Below are 17197 nucleotides of genomic sequence, written 5' to 3' on the forward strand. Positions count from 1 at the left end.
GGATCGCCGAGGGCGGTGCCGAAGACATGCGGCTTCAGCGCCTCGACGAAGGCCAGATCGCCTTCCGGGCCGAGATAGCTCTTGCTGTCCTGCTGCTCGAGCAGCAGCCGTTCGGCCGCCTTGACCGCGGCGAACACCGGGGTCGCCCCGCTATCGGTGCGGTAGACCCCGACGCCGAGATCGATCTTGCCCGGCCGCGGATCGGCGGCGTGGCTCTTGATAAGGGCGAGGAGGGCATCGGCCGGCTGCGGCATGAGCGTATCGAGCATGGCGATCCTTTGTCGCCATCCGGTGCCTGCCGCAAGCCCGTTCCGCCCGCCCTGCGGGCCGCCCGCGGGTCAGAACGGCAGCCAGCGCTGCTCCCTGGAAAAGCGCATGTAGCCGGCATTCACGCCAAGCCGCAGCCCGGCGCCCACGCGGATCGGGATCAGCACCACATCGCCCTTGCGCAGGTAGCTCGCCGTCAGCCCGCCGACGACATAGGCCTGCCCTTCGGCGGCCGGATAGCGCTCGTAGAGTTCCTCGGTATCGTAGAGATTGTAGACGAGCACGAAGGTGCTGCCGGCGTTGGCACCGGCATCGAAGCCGATCGACGGCCCGGTCCAGTAGACCGGCATCTGCCCCTGGACCTTGTGGAACAGCGTTCCCGAGCCATAGCGCGCGCCCACGATGAATGCTCCGCCCGCCTCGCGGCCGACGATGTAGCCGTTGGGCTCGCCCTGATCGGCCAGCAGCTTGCGGATCATGCCGGCGACCCCTTCGGCGCCCTTGCCGAACAGGCCTTCGGCAGCCCCGATGAGATCGTCCTCGCGGAAGGTGGTCGAGGGATCCTCGACGATCGGCCCGCTGGCCGCGCGGCTGGCGGCGGCCTCCGCCGTCTGCTCCGACCATTGCGGCTGCTCGGCGGGCGAGGGCGCGGAGACAGGGGCGCCGGGGGCGGGTACCGTGACCGGATCGGACCCGTCCGGATCCTGCGGCGACAGTTCGAGATCGCCGTCGATCGGGGCCTCATAGGTCTGGTCGGGATCGACCGTCTCGATCTGGGCGGCGAGCGGGGCCGCAAGGGCCGCGGCGAGCCCGGCCGCTGCAATGGCGAAATGTCTGGCGAAAAGCATATCCGTCCCTTCCCTGTGCGATCCCGGCGCCGTCCCCTGCGTCCGCGATGGCATCGATATGAATGGCACATAGCAGCACAACCGCAATGACGCGACGATGAACCGATTCGGCCCTGCGCCAGGCCGCGGCGGCAGACGGCGAGCGGGGCAGCAGGTGGCGGGGGGCGGACGGCAGCCTGCCGCTGTTCGCTTGGGCGCGCATCATTCGCGCTTGAAGGGCGCCAGCCGCCTGTCTATAGCGCGGCCCTCGCAGCCAAGACGCGAATGCGGAGACGTGGGTGAGTGGCTGAAACCAGCTCCCTGCTAAGGAGCCATACCTGGTAACGGGTATCGAGGGTTCGAATCCCTCCGTCTCCGCCACCTTCCTTTGCTTTGCTTAGGTTTTCTATGAGAACGCCCGTCCGTTCCCAAAACCGTTCCCCAATAAGGCGCGCCCTTGGTTCGCGGATCGCACGCGGACGCACTAATTCTCCTTGCACCCGCACGGCGGCCCCCAATTACATCATTAGAAACCCTGCCACAGAGCGGCAGCGGGGATCGCGATGGCCATCAAGACCAATCCGAAGCAACCACGGTTTCGATCCTCAGCGCGAGCGGTGAATGCGCCCTTAGCGTCGCGTTCCCGTCCTTGCACCGCAATCCTCCCTCTTCGGGAGGCGAGCTGGGCAATGGTAAGAGATCGAGCCTCGGGAAGGGGAGCGCCGTCCCAAGCGACAGCTACTTTCAGGCCGTAAGATGGATAATCTGCTGACCCGCCCGTCAGCTTGTGAATGTTCGCTTGGTAAGCCCGACCTTCATCTAGAGCGGACGCGACCGCCGCTGCATCCTCTCTGGCTAAGTAGCCGAGATCGTGGCCTTGCCAAACAACAAGGATGGCGTTGGGATCATGTTCGTTATCAGGCTGCCGTTCTAGTACAATCGGATCACCCGGCTCGCACCGCAGGAGTAGAAGCTGGCGAGGGGTCCCATCGCGACTGGACCGGGATTCTCCGACTACATCAAAAGATTTTTTGCGGCTTGGGAGCTTGCTCATGCGAGCTTTGCTACCTCCTAAGCGGCGCGAGAGAAACCATCGATGAAGGCGAAGGGCAGCTATCGGCGGATGATCAGCGCCCGCGCAACGTCAGACATGAGGTGGCTAGCCGACGTTACCGGATGCGCTTACGAAAGAAGTATCGAGACTGCCCTATAGGGTGATCTTCGAGCGTTCCGAACACCTCGAAACCGAGCTTCTCATAAAATCCCCGCGCCTGGAACTCGAAGGTATCTAACCAGAGTCCCACACAATCGTCCGCTTGAGCGATCTTCTCGGCCTCGTGCATTAACTGGGTTCCAAGCTCCAGACCGCGATACCGTTCCGGCACCGCTAGCCATTCCACGAAGAGCCAGTCGTAGACAATCTTGCCCCAAAGGCCGCCCACATGCTGACCATCCTCGTCGGTAAGAAGGATCGCCACCGTGCGAAGACGCGGGTCCCTACCATGAGCGCTGTTATACGCTAAAAGCGGTGCACCCACGGCCTCGCGATCGGCAGCGGTGGGGTTGTTCGGAATGGTGATTCGCAGGCCCATTCACTTCTGGTAACAGGCAAGTTCCGCCAGGCATATAGGCCACTCGGCAGCTGTCTGGGCGCAAGGCAGCGTTAGCCGCTCTGCAATGTCCGCGATGGGGTCGTTTGCGGACTGGCAGGTTTCAGGCGGATTATTCGGAAACCAGCCGCGCCAACTCTCTAAGGTATCGAGCCGCTGCCATAGCGTCAGCCGATCGGCCCCCGTGCTTCCATGCGTTCCGATTGCCCTTAGGCGCGCCCGGATTTGTCCCGCCGTGCATCCGGCACCGTCGCTTGCCCTTTACGACTGGCGATTGGCACTCCGTTCCCGCCCGCGTCCGCGCCAAGCAACGCGGGGCCATTGCCAGCCGCTCCGGTTGCAGTTGCATGGGATTGATCGTCAACTTTTCCATTTCCCTTCCCCCCGGTGTGGACGTTCTCTGCAATGACAGCCTGCCCGCCCCGGTTATCGAGGTGCAGGTGTTTAACTGTCTGCACCCGGCCATTTGCCAGCTTGTCGAGTGCTTCGATCGTCGCGCGGCTTTGTGCCTGGGCCTTGAACGCTAGCCGCAAGTAGGTTTCAGTCGCGGCGAGATATTCGCCCATGTTGGCCGCCGCCCGGCGCGACATTTCCGTAAAAATCGAATTGAGCGCGGTTGCCTGAGCGGCCAGCATCTGCCGTTGGTGCGACAGATCGCCAGTCGCCACCGCTTTCATATCGTCGCGGATTACCTGATAGGTTTCGCCTATCTCGATATTTCGCCCGAAGCTGCCCGAATTGAAAAGCCTGGCCGTCGCCATGGCGTGCGCCGCTGGCTCCAGTGCGGTCTCCGCTAGAGCGCGCTCGGTTGTCTTTCCCTCGTCAACCGTCACGTTCAAAGTCGGCTCCTTGTTCGCCCCTGCATTGGTCGATTTTGCCGCTCGTTTCGCCATCGGTTCATCCTTTCCCGGTCAATTCTGTGGCGAGGGTCGTGAGAGAAGGACGGCAGGCGTCCCTTTCGTGTCCCTCAGGAATGGCGGTTTTCCGCCGTTTTTCGCAAACAGGGACGCCAAGGGACGCCAAAACGCCATTATCGACATCACGCGCGCGCCTAAGTGTCATCGGTATCTGGCGTCCCTACGTGTCCCTGCTGTCCCTGATCGACCCGGCGCGCAGCGATACGCCGCGATAAATTCGCATCCCGTTCGTCTTTCCGGCGATGATGCCGCGTCGTTCCAGCGATGCCTTGAAGTCCTTTTGTGACCCGGCGACCTCGCCAGCTTCACGCGCGAAGTCGCACCATGCGCGAAAAAGCGGGGTGGGCAGTTCCCACTTATCGGCGGCGCATTCGCATTGCTCGTCGAGCCATTGGCCGAACATGTCCTGATCGCTGAAATATCGTTCGGTCGCGCCGTTGACGGCCTCGGGGCGATCCAACCCGCCAGCCTGCCACGCGATGCAACCGGCGATCATCCAGGCGAGGATTTGCGGCCATTCCTCGCGCAGCTTGCCTTCAAGCTGGGGATCGGGCCGCGCCGGTTTGACGACGAAGGGCAGGATATTGAGCCGCCGCCGCATCGCCTCGTCAACATTGCGCAGCGAAGGTGCATGGTTGCCCGCGATCATTAGCTTGAACGCCGGGCGGAACGTGAAATTGTCCTGCCGCATGAACCGCGCGGTTATCGGATCGCCGCCGGTTATGGCCTTCACCTTGGCCTCTGCCCATCCGCGCCCTTGTTCGGTTTCGCTCGCCGTCACCAGCCGTGCGCCTTTCAGCATCGCCAGCTCGGTCGAGTGCCGATCGCCCCGCGATTCCGAAAATGTCTCCATCGCCGCCGTCGCGGCATACTCGCTCAGGATACCCGCCACGGCATTCAGGAAAACCGATTTTCCGTTGCCGCCCGGCCCATGGATGAAAGCGAAGGCGTGCTCCTCTGTCGAGCCAGTGAGGCAATATCCGCACCATTTCTGGAGGAATGCGATCATCGCCGCATCGCCCGCCACGGCCTCGTCAAGAAACCGGAGCCAGAGCGCCGGTGTGCCCTCGCCGGGTGCAACAGCGACCAGCTTGGTTATATGGGATTCTGGCATCGCCGCACTTAGCGCCCCGGTGCGCAGATCGACCGTGCCCGCCGGGGTGCCTAGTAGCCAAGGGTCCGCATCCCATTGCTCGTTGGTGAGGGCGATCGCCGGGTGCGCGATCGTGAATGCCTCCACCCCGCGCGCGGTTTTCGAGCTGGCGATGGCCGGAGATTTGGTCGCTGCACCAGCCGCGCGCAGGTGCTCGGCAATCAGGTATCTCACCAAACGGCAGTCATCCCGCGCCCATCGCTGGCCGTCCCAGTGAAACCATTTGTGCGCGGTATGATCGAATCGCCAGTTTGCGCCATGAATCGCGACCCATTCGCGGGCAAGCGATTCCTCGGTCGGGCCGCGTTCCGGGCTGAAACTGCCCGGCTGGACCAGCGGTGCCGGTGCGTTGCGAGCGATACGCGCCGCCGCTTCGTCCGGCGGAACCGTGGCAAAGTCGAGAATGGCCCGGGCATTCATCGCACCGCCTCCCGCGCCGATTCGATGCGACCAGCGACCTCGTCGCGCGGAATGTCCGCAAAATCGGCGCTAGAGGCCTCTGGAGTCGTTTCAGGCCTTGGGGTCGCTACAAGCCCGCCGATCGCGCTCGCGGCCCTCAAAGCGGCTTCTAGGCCAAGGTTGCGAGGCAAGTGACGATCATCGTCCGCCGCCACGATCAGTTCACGCCTCGGGAATGCCTGCCGCATCGCTACGGCGACCGGCTCGAGATTGCGGGCGGACAGCGCCGCGACAACCCCTAACCCGGTTGCCGCATGGATCGCCGCCATGGTCGCAAAGCCTTCCCCGATCGCCAGCGGGCCATCGGACGGACTGCCATCCTGCCAGAACGCGCCGTGCGACCAGAACAGACCCGCCGTGCGCGCGCCCTTGCCGAACAGCTTGCGGCCATCGGGGCGAATGCGCTGGACGTTCCACAGGCGAAAGTCGGGATCGACCATCGGCACCAGCAAATCGCGCCCCGCCTGCCGAATGCCGAACGGCTCCAATCGCTTTGCGGTGAGGTAGGGGTGCGCGGGATCGGCAAGTCCGGCATCGGCCCAAACCGCCGCCGCTTCGTCCACCGCCGCGCGCTCCGCCTTCAGCCGGGCGCTTTCGCGCTCGCGCTCGGCCCGCCGGATTGATCGCCTCTCTGCCGCAGATAACGCGCGCGCGGACGCGGACTGCGACAGAAACCCGTCCGCGCGCAGCATTTCCTTGACCGCCAGCGCGTCGGCCTGAGTGCCATTGTAGCAAGCGACAAGGCATCCATCGGGCGCGCCCGCGCTCGCCTTGATCGCGGTGCCCCGGTCGCGGACAGAATGGCCCGGCGTCGGGATCAGCGCATTGCCCTTGCAGACCTTGCCGCCATAGTGGCGCGCTATCGCTTCAATATCGACGATCACAGCGCGGCCCTCCCTTTATCGGTGAGCCTGAGCACGGATGCGCTCTTGCCGCTGGGATTGCGCCGCCGCGCGCCAGTCGGTTCGATCAGCCCCATGGCCCGCAGTTCCGAAAAGCGCGGCTGCAGTGATTCCCGCGCGACGCCGGATATTGCCACGGCCTCCAACGGGGTTGCCTCCCCCAGCCGTGCCAGCAAGCGCATAGCAAGACGGCGAAGGTGCGAGACGGTCGGGGCGATTGCCTCGGCAGCGTCTTGGCTTGTTCCGTCCGGGCCTTTCCCCCCGGGAATGTCGGGATAGCGATCAGCCATGTTCGCCTCCCCCGAAAGCGAGCGCGGCGATCATCGCGGCCATTTCCGGCCGGACGTGATGCGCTGCGATCAGGAATTGCGATTGGATCGTGCCAAGGCTAGAGAGGGGAAGCGACAGGCCCGCAAAGCTATCGCGCGAAGCCCCGGTGCCAGCCGGGGTTTTGCTTTTCTGGGGCATAGCTCATGCCTCCCCCGCGATAAGCGCGTGCAGACTGTCCGCCGGAATGACAGTGCGCCCGCCGATGCGCCGTGCGAGCAAGCGCCCCGCCGCAATGTGCGAATAAATGGTGGTGCGCCCCAAGCTGGACGCCTTGCAGGCTTCTTTGATCGAATAGGCGATCTTGGGGGGATCGGCGGTTTCGGTGTGCATTTGATTGCTCCACTTGTCGCGCTGGCGGGGTGCCAGCGTTCATGGGGCAACCAATTAGGCCGGGTCCGTCCGGCGTTGAATCGCGGATAATGGAGATTTAGCGGGACTGAGATTTAATCCCTTTTTTCCCCGCCCGTCGGCGAAACTCCCGTGCGAGCCGATCCCATTTCGCTTCCCAGCTTGCGCCCTTAGCTTCGTCGGCAAAGAGCTTCGCGGCTGACGTTGCATTGAGGGACGGGTCACTGATTATCGCCTCTTTCATCTTGGCGAGTAGGGGTTCGTCGGCACGCTGATAACCCGTCCCCTTGGTTCTGCCTGGGGACTTTTTTTGCACCTCTCGCTTGGCCTCAGGGGCGGCCTCGATGGCACCACCATCCGACGGGAAAGCGGCGATAACCTCAGCGGACGAGAAGAGCGGCTGGGGATCGAGATCGAGCCAATCGCCTCCCGTTGCTCGTGCGCCGATCCCTACAAATTCCTCAGTCCGCATTTCCCGGCCCTGGTCATTCTGGCGAGCCATGGGGCGAACCTCACCAGCGAGAATTTTATCCAGCAGGTCGCGACCGGCGTGGGCAAGAAAAGCGCCATCGGGCCACCCTGCGCGGCGGGTCTCCATGAACGCCTTACCCTCGTCGCTCTCGGCAACCTGAGATTCGCAAATCAAATGGACAATGTAGCGTCCATGTTCTTCCGGCTCGTCAGCCTCCAACTTGCCGATGTATTCGACATAGGCGGGAATGCGGGTAGCGATCCAAGCCAGCGCCTGAACGACACTCCACCATGGGGCGATATTGGCTGGGTCGTCGCGGGTGAAAGCGCTTACTGCACGATAACGTGTTACATCCACCAGTCGATGCGCGGGAATGCGACGGTTCGCTTCGGCGAATGTTCGCCTCGCGTCGAGGTAATCTCGCGATTGCGCGCTTGAAAGCTCGTTCAACAACGTGCGCCAGTCGTCGCTCTTGAGGTAAAGGCGATCGGCACACAGCCCGTTCTCTCCGTCAAAACAATCGCAAGCCCAACCGGGTGCAGCCACAAGCATCTGGCCGTTCTCACCCTCACGCCAGACAGCGACTTTCGATCCTGAGATTTGACCGGCCAGCTTTTCGTGCGCGAGGTCGCGACAGCGATTCATAGTCTCTCGGCAGTTAGCGCGGTTCGCTTCATCGATCTCGCGAATATCGCTTTCCAGGACACGCGCGTCCATTGGCTCAAGGCCAGCATCAACCGCCAAATGCTGCCGCAATTCATCACGGGCATGGTTCAATAGGATAAACTTCTCGTCAGATCGATCCATACCGCCTCCCCAGCGGATCCCATGGCAAAACGGGGAAGCGCGTGGGAAGCGCGCTTGTCGGCTGGCCGGCCTATCCCCGCCACAGCTTCTATGGCCTCACATGGCAGCTTTCCAGCCGCGCCGCGGAACCATCCTCATATTCGCCGGCACGCCGAAAGGGGTCAGTCCTCTTTGCCCAAAAGCCTAACGTGGGTCCGGGGGATAAAAGGGAACCGTATTGGCCCTGCCTGAACGTCTCCGAATATATTCGATCGACTTTCCTGATTGTATCCTGTAAATCATGGTTACCAGAAGGAGAATCAAATGCGTCTCGCTTTCTTCCCGTTGGCTGCGTCTTTAGCCCTGGTCTCAGCATCGGCAGATGCTGCGACCTATGTCAAAGGGAGCTTTCGAGGTGTTGATCCCGTGACGGGATTAGAGATTGAAGGTCGAGGATCATTTCTATTTCGGGAACAATCGGAGGAAGATATTCCCGACGACGTAGTTGTGTATCTTGAATGGGTGCACGGTTTCGTTCGTGTGGGCGATACGACTATAACTCCTGAGAACGTAATCACGACAAGTTCATTTAACAGTCGCGATGGCTTTTATCAGTGGATTACTGATCAATTTGTTTTCCGCATCAGCGACGGTGCGACCTCATTTGGTTTGTCCACCGTGTCTTACCCCAGAAGGGGGTGGGACCGTATGGGAGTAGAAAACGCTTCCGCAACTATAGATGGGACTACTACGACCTTCTCCCGCCCGAATATTTCAGGATATTTTTACGCGACAGCAGTCCCCGAGCCAATGACATGGGCACTTTTGATACTTGGTTTTGGAACCGTGGGCGGGGCTATGCGTCGAGCTAAACACGGTAAGGCAATTCGCATTTCCTACAGCTGAAAAGCGCTTAAGCTTCACACCTGTTTCTAAGCGGCACTAAATTGCCGCCAGCCGCAGCGTGAATGGCACAATACTTTGCCCAATCGTTCATGAGTCGCCGCCGCTTATCGAAGAGATCGCCGCGCCGATAGGCCCGCTCAACCTTGTTCTCGATCGTATGAGCAAGGGCCATTTCGGCAACCTCATGACCATAGCCGGTGCATTCGGCTGCCCAATCGCGGAAGCCCGAACGAAAACCGTGCACGGTCGCGTCAACCTTCATGCGGCGCATGAGCATGGCCATCGCCATACCGGACAACTTGCCGCCCTTCGCTCCGGGGAACAGATAATCGCTGCCAAGCGGCTGGAGGCTTTCGAGGATTGCAACAGCGCGCGGCGAAAGCGGGACGCGATGCTCTTTCGCGGCCTTCATGCGGTCGGCTGGGATCGACCAGATTGCCTTGTCCAAGTCAACCTCTGCCCAAGTTGCACCGATCACCTCGCCAGAGCGGGCAACGGTGAGGATCGTAAACTCGAGCGCCAGCGCCGCCACGGCTTCCCGCTTGTGCAGCGCGCAGACGAAAGCCGCGATTTGCTCATAGGGAAGGGCCTTGTGGTGGCCGCGCGACAGCCGGGTGCGGGCGGGCAGGATTTGCGCAAGGTGCCCGCGCCAGCGCGCCGGGTTCTCCCCTTGCCGATAACCGCGCGCCTTGGCGCTATCGAGCACGGTTTCAATCCGCCCGCGAATGCGCGCCGCCGTCTCAGCTTTGGCGCGCCAGATCGGTTCGATGATCTTGAGCACATGCGCGGTTTCAACCTCGGCAACCGGCAAATCCCCGATCACCGGATAGACGTACGTCTCGAGCGTGTTGCGCCACTGTTGGCGATGCTTGGGGTTGCGCCAACTTTCCTCATTCGCTGCGATATAGGCGGTTGCAACATCCCTGAACGTGGTTCCAGCCACCTTGGCAGCCTGAGCCGCTGCAAGCGCCTGAGCGGCCTCCCTGTCCCTTTCCTCCAACGGATCAATGCCCGCCTTGACCTTGAGGCGCAGCGCCGCCGCTTCGTCGCGCGCATCGGCAAGCGACATGCCGCCTTGCCCAGCCGCGCCAAGGCCAACGTCCCGCGACTTGCCGCCCAGCATGAAGCGATAAACCCATGACCGCGCACCGGTCGGCTTCACCAGCAAATGCAGCCCGCCACCATCGGCGTGGCGTCCTGGCTTGGCGTTCTTCACCGCGAGAGGGGTTAGCGCGTTGTGCAGCTTCCTTGGCATTTCGGCTCCCTGTCAGGGAATCGAACTTGCCAGCGTCCTGCCACATTGGCGGAAATAGCAGCCGTTCCCATAACCGTTCCCTGATAATAGCGCGGTTTTATGGGAACGCAACGGAACACATGCGGACGGTCGAAAGGCCTAATTGAGGAAAAACTACGGTCTCCCGTGGTTTTAATGGATCAATCTGGATGCATCCGGCAGATAGTACGGCGGACTCCGTCTCCGCCACCCACCCCCAGCACTCGTCTCTAGTTACAGGGACTAGCCGCAAGCCCGCGGAACAGGCGGCGTTGCGCACTCACTTCCGTATCGCCGGCATCGTTGAGCGCGTCTCTCGAGCGATATCAGGGCCCCATTCGCGGCCCGGTCTCTGCCAAGCCCAGCATCGGTTCGGTTTCCCTGTTTAACAGGGATTAACAGGGAAAACTGCAAATTTCAGGCCCAAATCAGGCGAGTTCGAGCCCTTCTGGTCGAAACCGCTCCAGAATTACCCCGCGATTTCCGTCGCTTAGAAGCTGGAAAATGGCGTTTCCCTGTTCTTCGACGGAACAGGGAATTTAATCGCCATAACAGGGGGCGACATCGCCAATATCAGGGAGTTTTCTCAGCAGAACAGGGAGCCATGTCCTGGTCCCATCCAAGCGCCTGGCGCTGCTTCGACCAGGCGAGCGGGACGTCGATAGCCTTGAATGCCTCGAGATTGAATCCGCGTGGCTGTGCCCCGCGCAAGATGTCGCGCTGGATATCGGGAGCAAGGAATGCGAGCCGCAGAATCATGCGATCATAAGGTGACGTTGGGGCTACCTGCATTGTCGGCAGACCGCGTTCAGATCCAAGCATGGCATGTGCCCTTCGCGATGCCGCGATCAGGGTTGGGTCGGGCCTTCGGGATTGCGGGGCGCCGCGCACCACAAGTTGGCTACCACCGCGAAGCGGCAATGCGAGCGGCACGAAAATCGTCGCGCCATCGCGCGTATTTTGGAGCAGCTGCTCCTCGCCCGACAGCTGCAGCGCGATATCAGCTTCGCGCACCTCCTGCAACTCGATGAGCAGGCCATCCTGGCGTAGCCGCACCCGCGCAAGGTACGCTTGCGGATCGCCGACTTGTGGCAGCCATCGCTCGAGTGCTCCGAACACTATGCGCTCGATCCCGGGGGCAGAGAGTCGGCGAAGCTGGTCGTCGTCGAACCTTCGTCCCTGCTGCAGCGAAGACGAGACATAGTAGCGATACTTGCGGCCCGACTTGCCGCGCGAGGTCGTGGGGCTCATGGGCTCATCGGAGGCATCGAACAGCTTGCCGGTAAGCGGAGCCTTCAGCCCGCGCTGGTCGTCCTTGCTGCGATCGCGCCTGGCATTGGCGTCGAGATGTTGCTGGACTCGGTCGAACAGTTCGACACCGACGATGGCGTCTTGCTCGCCTTCGTGGACTTTGCCCTTGTGGCGGATCTTTCCGAGATAGACAGGGTTGCGCAGCAGATGAAACAGTGCCCCGCGACTGAAGGGCGCGCCGCCTACGTGTTTGCCCTTGGCGGTGGTCCATTGCTTGGACTTGATATCGTCTTTGGCGAGTTCGCGCTGCAGCGCATGGACCGAGCCTAGCTCGAGATAGCGTGAAAAGATCTGGCGTACGGTCGCTGCCTCGGCATCATTGACCTCCAGCACGCGCGTGCCGGCCCTGGGCAGGTCATAGCCCAGCGGCAAGTTGCCGCCCATCCACAACCCCTTGGCCTTGGACGCGGCAATCTTGTCGCGGATACGTTCGCCGGTGACCTCGCGCTCGAACTGGGCGAACGACAGCAGCACGTTGAGCATCAACCGACCCATCGAGCTCGTCGTGTTGAACGACTGAGTGACCGATACGAAGCTTACCGCGTATCGCTCAAACACCTCGACGATGCGGGAAAAGTCGGCAAGCGAGCGGGTGAGCCGGTCGATCTTGTAGACCACTACGATGTCGATATGCCCCTGTTCGATATCGGCAAGAAGGCGCTTCAGGCCTGAGCGCTCCATATTGCCGCCCGAGCAACCACCATCGTCGTAATGCTCTCCAAACGCTTCCCAGCCTTCGCTTGCCTGGCTCAGCACATAGGCGGCGCATGCTTCGCGCTGGGCGTCGAGACTGTTGAACGACTGTTCGAGGCCTTCCTCGGAGCTCTTGCGGGTGTAGATGGCGCAACGCTGGATCTTGCTCGCCATCAGCTGTCTCGCAGGCCAAAGAAGCGTGGCCCGTTCCAGCGCGAGCCCGCGATGGCGGTGGCGGCAGCCGACAGACTGGGGAACACTTCGTCTCCCCAGCGGAACCCATCTGCCTCGACCGTCACTCTGACTTCGCGCCCCTTCCAGTTGCGGGTGAGAACCGCGCCGATGCCGAGGTGCCTGCCTTCCGCCTCTACTGGACCTGAGCGTGCGAGCAGCCTCTTGGTTTCTGGATCGAGACCGCCATGAGCGTTGGCCTGCAAGCGCCATGCAATAAGCTGGCGCAGGATCGGCGCGGAGCGCAGGCGGGGAGGGGCGCCGAAGCACCGCCTCCATGCCTCGCGCAGCGCTTCCAGGTCCATCTCCGTCAGCGCGAGGACTGCTACTTCGACATCCTCGCTGTTCATGATGGCGTCTGGGCGCGGTAGCGGCGGGTGCCGTCGATCTTCTCCGACGTTATGACGAGCCCGCGCTTCTTGAGCGCACCGGCCAGCGCGCCGCGCACCGAGTGCTGTTGCCATCCGGTGGCCTTCATCATCTCGGCGATCGATGCGCCGTTCTTGCGCGCAAGCAGCTTGGCCAGCTGGTCGAGCTTGGTGGGTGTTGTTGTCTTGGTCATGATGCTCACTCCGGTTTCGCAGGGCCGGAACGGCCGCCGCTACCGGAGCGAGCCCGGCTCGCCGGGCGTGGCTCACAGCAATGCTCGAATACCGCGCACAGTCCAGTCCAATCAGGCCCTCCCCGTTATCCACAGGGGATAAGCGGCCTCCTGCCTTCAGACCAAGAAGCGGACATGATATGTTCTTCAAATGATCACATCTGTTCAAGAGGCAGAAGCGTCTGCCACCCGCCTGCTGGAAGTGGTCTATCGATCGCCTTCCAGCCTTAGCCCCGACCCAAGAAATGCGCGCACGCACTCGAAGCGCCAGGTCGCGCAGATCGTCGCCTCATTAGAGGCGTTCGGCTTTACCAACCCCATTCTCGCCGACGAGCACGGCAATCTCATCGCTGGCCATAGGCGCGAGCGCCGTGTTACGGCAGCCGAAGCGTTCCTCCTGCAGCTTACCTAGAAAGGCCTCGCAGGCGACAGTGCGGCAGCGCGTGCTTCGCTCGAAGCCATCGAGAAGGCGCGGACAAGTAGGGGAGGGGGCGATGATGTTATCAAGGTCATCGCAATCCACCTTGTGTCTCTCGGCATGGATTCCATACTCGAGCCCTTGGGGCTCGGGATCAATAAGTACCCTACGGACGAGCATCGCGTTCACTGGGAGCTCAATCCCTGGATCGTCGAAGCAGCTCTGGCGAGGTTGGGTGATCGTCGTCTCGACGAGGTCGAGCAGCGGGAGGTGTGGTACGCGACGCGCACACCGCACAAGGTTGAATGGCCGCATTGGTGGGCGGTGCGAGGATGACTGCTTTGCGCCCCCAAGTGCGACATTCGGTCGCTAAATCGCGCGGTTCAGAAGCAGCCGACAACGAAAGCTGTGAGTGTCTGCTGTGGGTAAGTGGTCGTCCCGTTGAGGCAGGTCTGCACCCAGTCGCAGCAGAACGATCATACTCGCCCGTTCTCCTGAACCCGCGGCGAGCTCAAGAGACGCCACCATCAGCGATCCCATCGATAACACGGCAATCGGCCATTCGGCCCCCCTCGCAGGTGGTCGCGACTTGCTGCAGCTCCTCCCGCAGTCGGAGGAGCCTTGCAATCCGCGCGTCGACGTCGGCGAGGTGGTTTCGAGCGATCGCAGCAGCGGCGCCGCAGTCCCTCTCCGGTTGCTCGGATAGTGAGATCAGGGACCGCAGCTCGTCGGTCGAGAAGCCGAGCTCCCGCCCATTGCGAATGAAGCCGAGCCGCCGGACATCGTCTTCATCATAGGTGCGGCGGCCAGAATCGGTCCGGGTTGCCCGAGGCATCAGCGCAATCTCTTCGTAGAAACGGATCGTGTTGATCTTGGTCCCCGTCCGCCGTGCCAGGTCCCCAATCATCAGCCTCGCCATCGCCTCGCCCTTGATCCTCCAGTGACTGGAGGTTCTATAGGCTCCCGCATGAGTGATTCGAACCAGGAATCCGGCTGCGGCTGTCATGGCGACACGCAGAAAGCAGCGAGAGATCCGGCCTATCGCCGGGCGCTATGGATCGTCGTCATCCTCAATGTGGGCTTCGGCCTGATCGAGCTGGTCGGCGGCTTCCTCGCCGACAGTCAGGCGCTGAAGGCAGATTCCCTCGACTTCCTCGGCGACGGCTCGATCACCTTCGTCGGTCTGCTCGCGCTCTCGTGGGCTGAAAGGACCCGGGCCAAGGTCGCGCTCACCCAGGGCATCTTCCTGGCGCTACTCGGCGTGTGGGTGCTTGGCATGGCCGTGTGGCGGGCGATGAACGCGGTGCCGCCGGAAGCCGAACTGATGGGGGGCATCGGCATCGCGGCTCTGGCCGTGAACGTCACAGCGGCGCTGGTCCTCGCGAAGTTCCGTGAAGGCGGCGACGCACAGGCGCGGGCGATCTGGCTGTTCTCGCGCAATGACGCGATCAACAACGTGGCCGTGATCATCGCGGCCGGGCTGGTGTTCTGGCTCGAAAGCGCCTGGCCGGACCTCCTCGTTGCGGCCGCGATCGCGGTCGTGTTCCTCCATTCGGCCTGGGAGATCATCGGCGATGCTCGCAAGGAGCTGAGCGAGCCGCGATGAAGCCGGCGAGCTTCCTGCGCCAGGCGTTCCTGATGGTTCTGCTTGCGTTTGCCGCAGTCTCGCCGGCCCATGCACAGACCGCCCTGCGCAAACCATCTGGCGGCTGCTCGACTACATCGCGGTCGATTACTCCGGAGCCGTTGCGCAGGGCCGTGTCATCAACGAGGCCGAGTATGTCGAGATGGTCGAGTTCTCGGCCAGTGTGCGGCAGCGGCTGGCGCAACTCCCGCCCACGACAGCACGTGCGTCGCTCGTCAGCGAGGCCGAGACACTACAGGACATCATCGCCGCCAAAGCGCCTCCACTTCAGGTGGCCATCTCGGCACGCGCGCTCGGGCGCGATCTCCTCGCAGCTTATCCGGTGCCCCTTGCCCCTCCCGGGACGCCAGATCTCGCCCGGGGCGCGGCCCTTTATGCGGAGCACTGCTCGAGTTGCCATGGTGCAAGCGGGAACGGCCGCGGGCTGGAGTCGGCAGGCATGGACCCGCCGCCGATCGACTTTACAGATCGGGCGCGGGCGCGAGAGCGGAGCGTGTTCGCGCTCTACCAGGTGATCGAACAGGGGCTTGAGGGCACCGCCATGGAGTCCTTTGCCCATCTTCCGGTGGAGGACCGCTGGGCTTTGGCCTTCCACGTGGGGCGGTATGCCTACCCCGAGCAACTCGCCGCCCGTGGCCAGCAGGTCTGGGCCAACCCTCGGGCGCAAGCGGCCGTGCCTGACATGCGAGCGCTCGTCAGCCTCACAACAGCGCAACTCGAGCAAAGCCTCGGTTCGGCTGAGGGCACTGCCCTCACGGCATTCCTTCGCGGAAAGCCGCAAGTCCTTGGCAGCGGCGCGGAACGCTCACTCGGTATTGCGCGGGACCGGCTGCAAGAGGCCTTGGCTGCATACGAAGTGGGTCATTTCTCCAGCGCCGAGGATCTCGCCCTCGCCGCGTATCTCGACGGCTTCGAGCCGGTGGAGCCGATCCTGACCGCGCGCAACGGGGCACTGATGCGCTCGATCGAAGCCGCAATGGCCGAGCTGCGCTCGAGGATCGACGATCAGCAGCCGGTGAGCAATGTGCGTCAGCAGGTGGACGAAGTACTGCGGCTGCTAGACGACGCCGAGACGGAAATGGCGCCGGAAAACGCCAGTTCGGCGTCGTCCTTCATCGGGGCCTTCACGGTTTTGCTTCGCGAAGGTCTCGAGGCCTTGCTCATCGTCATCGCCATGATGGCCTTCCTCAGGAAGGCCGAGCGGCAGGACGCCATGCGCTACGTTCATGGCGGGTGGATCGCTGCTCTCTTGGCGGGCGCCGCCACCTGGCTCGCAGCGACCTACCTGATCAGCATCAGCGGGGCGAGCCGGGAGCTCACGGAAGGGTTCGGCTCCCTGTTCGCGGCCATTGTCCTCCTCTCGGTGGGCATCTGGATGCACGGCAAGGCACAGGCGGGTGCATGGCAGCGCTACATTGCCGAACGCATGAGCGCCGCCCTATCCCAGCGGTCATTGTGGTTCCTGTTCGGCCTGACGTTCGTCGTGGTCTATCGCGAGGTGTTTGAGACCATCCTCTTCTACACCGCGCTCTGGACAGACGGAAACGGCGGCGCCGTTGCCGGCGGCGCGGTGGCGGCGACCGTTCTTCTGGCCATCATTGCGGTCGCCATGCTGCGCTACAGCCGGCAGCTGCCGATCTCGACGTTCTTCACCTACAGCTCGATCCTCATTGCGATCCTCGCCGTGGTGCTCGCCGGGAAGGGCATCGGGGGACTGCAGGAAGGCGGGATCATCGATGTCACCCCGTTCCTCGCCGTTCCACACGTCGACATGCTTGGCCTGATCCCGACGAGGGAAACGGTGATTGCGCAAATACTCACGGCCGCCGCCCTTGCAGCCGGGTTCTGGCTGAATTGGCGGGCAGCGCAGACAGCGAGGGCAGCCTAGCATGTGCCGCTTGAGGTAGAGGAGGCAAAACGCGGGCTGGAATGCCGGAAACTGACAACGTCCTCGCTAATGATGAGGCGAGCGCGATGTTAGCGGGACGCGAAGCGGACCGTCGGCTATCGCCTGGAGTCGCTCCATTTCAGACTGGCAGCTAACGGCC

The 17197-nt window shown here is 62.6% G+C and carries 20 protein-coding genes and 1 tRNA gene; 6 read left to right on the top strand and 15 right to left on the bottom strand.

The genetic code is table 11. The features are described 5' to 3' along the window. Positions 1-269: aminotransferase class I/II-fold pyridoxal phosphate-dependent enzyme (locus ACHFFA_RS10560; RefSeq protein WP_394270805.1), on the bottom strand; the 269-nt coding region annotated here is incomplete at its 3' end. 69 nt (positions 270-338) lie between these two features. After that, positions 339-1115 (bottom strand): DUF1134 domain-containing protein, encoded by a 777-nt coding sequence (locus tag ACHFFA_RS10565; RefSeq protein ID WP_394270806.1) that lies wholly within the window; start codon positions 1113-1115, stop codon positions 339-341. Positions 1116-1383: 268 nt separating this feature from the next. On the opposite strand from ACHFFA_RS10565, the gene ACHFFA_RS10570 reads away from it, so the two are divergent. Continuing rightward, positions 1384-1475: transfer RNA gene (locus ACHFFA_RS10570), tRNA-Ser, on the top strand. Between the two features lie 145 nt (positions 1476-1620). Here the strand turns inward: ACHFFA_RS10570 and ACHFFA_RS10575 are convergent. The 8 genes from ACHFFA_RS10575 to ACHFFA_RS10610 form a co-directional block, all read right to left on the bottom strand. Beyond that, entirely contained in the window at positions 1621-2148 is a 528-nt protein-coding gene (locus ACHFFA_RS10575; RefSeq protein ID WP_394270807.1) for an HIRAN domain-containing protein, read from the bottom strand. 115 nt (positions 2149-2263) lie between these two features. Then, a complete protein-coding gene (locus ACHFFA_RS10580; protein WP_394270808.1) occupies positions 2264-2686 on the bottom strand; it encodes a GNAT family N-acetyltransferase in 423 nt (140 codons plus the stop codon). Positions 2687-2816: 130 nt separating this feature from the next. Beyond that, complete coding sequence (locus tag ACHFFA_RS10585) at positions 2817-3170, bottom strand: HGGxSTG domain-containing protein (protein ID WP_394270809.1); 354 nt, start codon at positions 3168-3170, stop codon at positions 2817-2819. Positions 3171-3781: 611 nt separating this feature from the next. Next, positions 3782-5194 carry a phage/plasmid primase, P4 family gene (locus ACHFFA_RS10590; RefSeq protein ID WP_394270810.1) on the bottom strand — a complete coding sequence of 471 codons (1413 nt, stop codon included), beginning with the start codon at positions 5192-5194 and terminating at the stop codon, positions 3782-3784. Further along, a complete protein-coding gene (locus tag ACHFFA_RS10595; RefSeq protein ID WP_394270811.1) occupies positions 5191-6117 on the bottom strand; it encodes a toprim domain-containing protein in 927 nt (308 codons plus the stop codon). Before ACHFFA_RS10595 ends, ACHFFA_RS10590 begins: the two co-directional genes overlap by 4 nt. After that, positions 6114-6425 (bottom strand): hypothetical protein, encoded by a 312-nt coding sequence (locus ACHFFA_RS10600; protein WP_394270812.1) that lies wholly within the window; start codon positions 6423-6425, stop codon positions 6114-6116. Before ACHFFA_RS10600 ends, ACHFFA_RS10595 begins: the two co-directional genes overlap by 4 nt. Positions 6426-6606: 181 nt before the next feature. Continuing rightward, positions 6607-6795 (bottom strand): helix-turn-helix domain-containing protein, encoded by a 189-nt coding sequence (locus ACHFFA_RS10605; RefSeq protein ID WP_394270813.1) that lies wholly within the window; start codon positions 6793-6795, stop codon positions 6607-6609. A gap of 97 nt (positions 6796-6892) precedes the next feature. Continuing rightward, positions 6893-8092 carry a hypothetical protein gene (locus ACHFFA_RS10610; protein WP_394270814.1) on the bottom strand — a complete coding sequence of 400 codons (1200 nt, stop codon included), beginning with the start codon at positions 8090-8092 and terminating at the stop codon, positions 6893-6895. Positions 8093-8395: 303 nt separating this feature from the next. On the opposite strand from ACHFFA_RS10610, the gene ACHFFA_RS10615 reads away from it, so the two are divergent. Continuing rightward, the gene (locus tag ACHFFA_RS10615) at positions 8396-8977 is read left to right on the top strand and encodes a PEPxxWA-CTERM sorting domain-containing protein (RefSeq protein ID WP_394270815.1); all 582 of its coding nucleotides are present in this window, start codon (positions 8396-8398) and stop codon (positions 8975-8977) included. 7 nt (positions 8978-8984) lie between these two features. Here the strand turns inward: ACHFFA_RS10615 and ACHFFA_RS10620 are convergent, their stop codons facing one another. The 4 genes from ACHFFA_RS10620 to ACHFFA_RS10635 all read right to left on the bottom strand — a co-directional run bounded on the left by ACHFFA_RS10620 (position 8985) and on the right by ACHFFA_RS10635 (position 13047). Then, positions 8985-10232 carry a tyrosine-type recombinase/integrase gene (locus ACHFFA_RS10620; protein ID WP_394270816.1) on the bottom strand — a complete coding sequence of 416 codons (1248 nt, stop codon included), beginning with the start codon at positions 10230-10232 and terminating at the stop codon, positions 8985-8987. Positions 10233-10823: 591 nt separating this feature from the next. Next, positions 10824-12428: a recombinase family protein gene (locus ACHFFA_RS10625; protein WP_394270817.1), complete on the bottom strand. Its 1605-nt coding sequence runs from the start codon at positions 12426-12428 to the stop codon at positions 10824-10826. Next, complete coding sequence (locus ACHFFA_RS10630; protein ID WP_394270818.1) at positions 12428-12835, bottom strand: DUF2924 domain-containing protein; 408 nt, start codon at positions 12833-12835, stop codon at positions 12428-12430. Before ACHFFA_RS10630 ends, ACHFFA_RS10625 begins: the two co-directional genes overlap by 1 nt. Further along, on the bottom strand, positions 12832-13047 hold the full coding sequence (locus tag ACHFFA_RS10635; RefSeq protein ID WP_394270823.1) for a DUF3489 domain-containing protein: 216 nt from the start codon (positions 13045-13047) through the stop codon (positions 12832-12834). The genes ACHFFA_RS10630 and ACHFFA_RS10635 overlap by 4 nt, the downstream gene beginning before the upstream one ends. A 190-nt stretch (positions 13048-13237) precedes the next feature. On the opposite strand from ACHFFA_RS10635, the gene ACHFFA_RS10640 reads away from it, so the two are divergent. Next, positions 13238-13498: a ParB N-terminal domain-containing protein gene (locus ACHFFA_RS10640; RefSeq protein ID WP_394270819.1), complete on the top strand. Its 261-nt coding sequence runs from the start codon at positions 13238-13240 to the stop codon at positions 13496-13498. Between the two features lie 126 nt (positions 13499-13624). After that, positions 13625-13840: a hypothetical protein gene (locus ACHFFA_RS10645; RefSeq protein WP_394270820.1), complete on the top strand. Its 216-nt coding sequence runs from the start codon at positions 13625-13627 to the stop codon at positions 13838-13840. A 175-nt stretch (positions 13841-14015) separates the two neighbouring features. On the opposite strand, the gene ACHFFA_RS10650 is transcribed toward ACHFFA_RS10645, so the two are convergent. Further along, entirely contained in the window at positions 14016-14423 is a 408-nt protein-coding gene (locus tag ACHFFA_RS10650) for a helix-turn-helix domain-containing protein (protein WP_066764977.1), read from the bottom strand. A gap of 48 nt (positions 14424-14471) precedes the next feature. Between ACHFFA_RS10650 and ACHFFA_RS10655 the strand changes: the two genes are divergently transcribed. Then, positions 14472-15110 carry a cation transporter gene (locus ACHFFA_RS10655; RefSeq protein ID WP_394270821.1) on the top strand — a complete coding sequence of 213 codons (639 nt, stop codon included), beginning with the start codon at positions 14472-14474 and terminating at the stop codon, positions 15108-15110. Between the two features lie 202 nt (positions 15111-15312). Next, entirely contained in the window at positions 15313-17037 is a 1725-nt protein-coding gene (locus ACHFFA_RS10660; RefSeq protein ID WP_394270822.1) for an FTR1 family protein, read from the top strand. Positions 17038-17197: the final 160 nt, after the last annotated feature.

The sequence above is a fragment of the Qipengyuania sp. genome (genome assembly GCF_043423005.1).
GTDB lineage: Bacteria > Pseudomonadota > Alphaproteobacteria > Sphingomonadales > Sphingomonadaceae > Qipengyuania.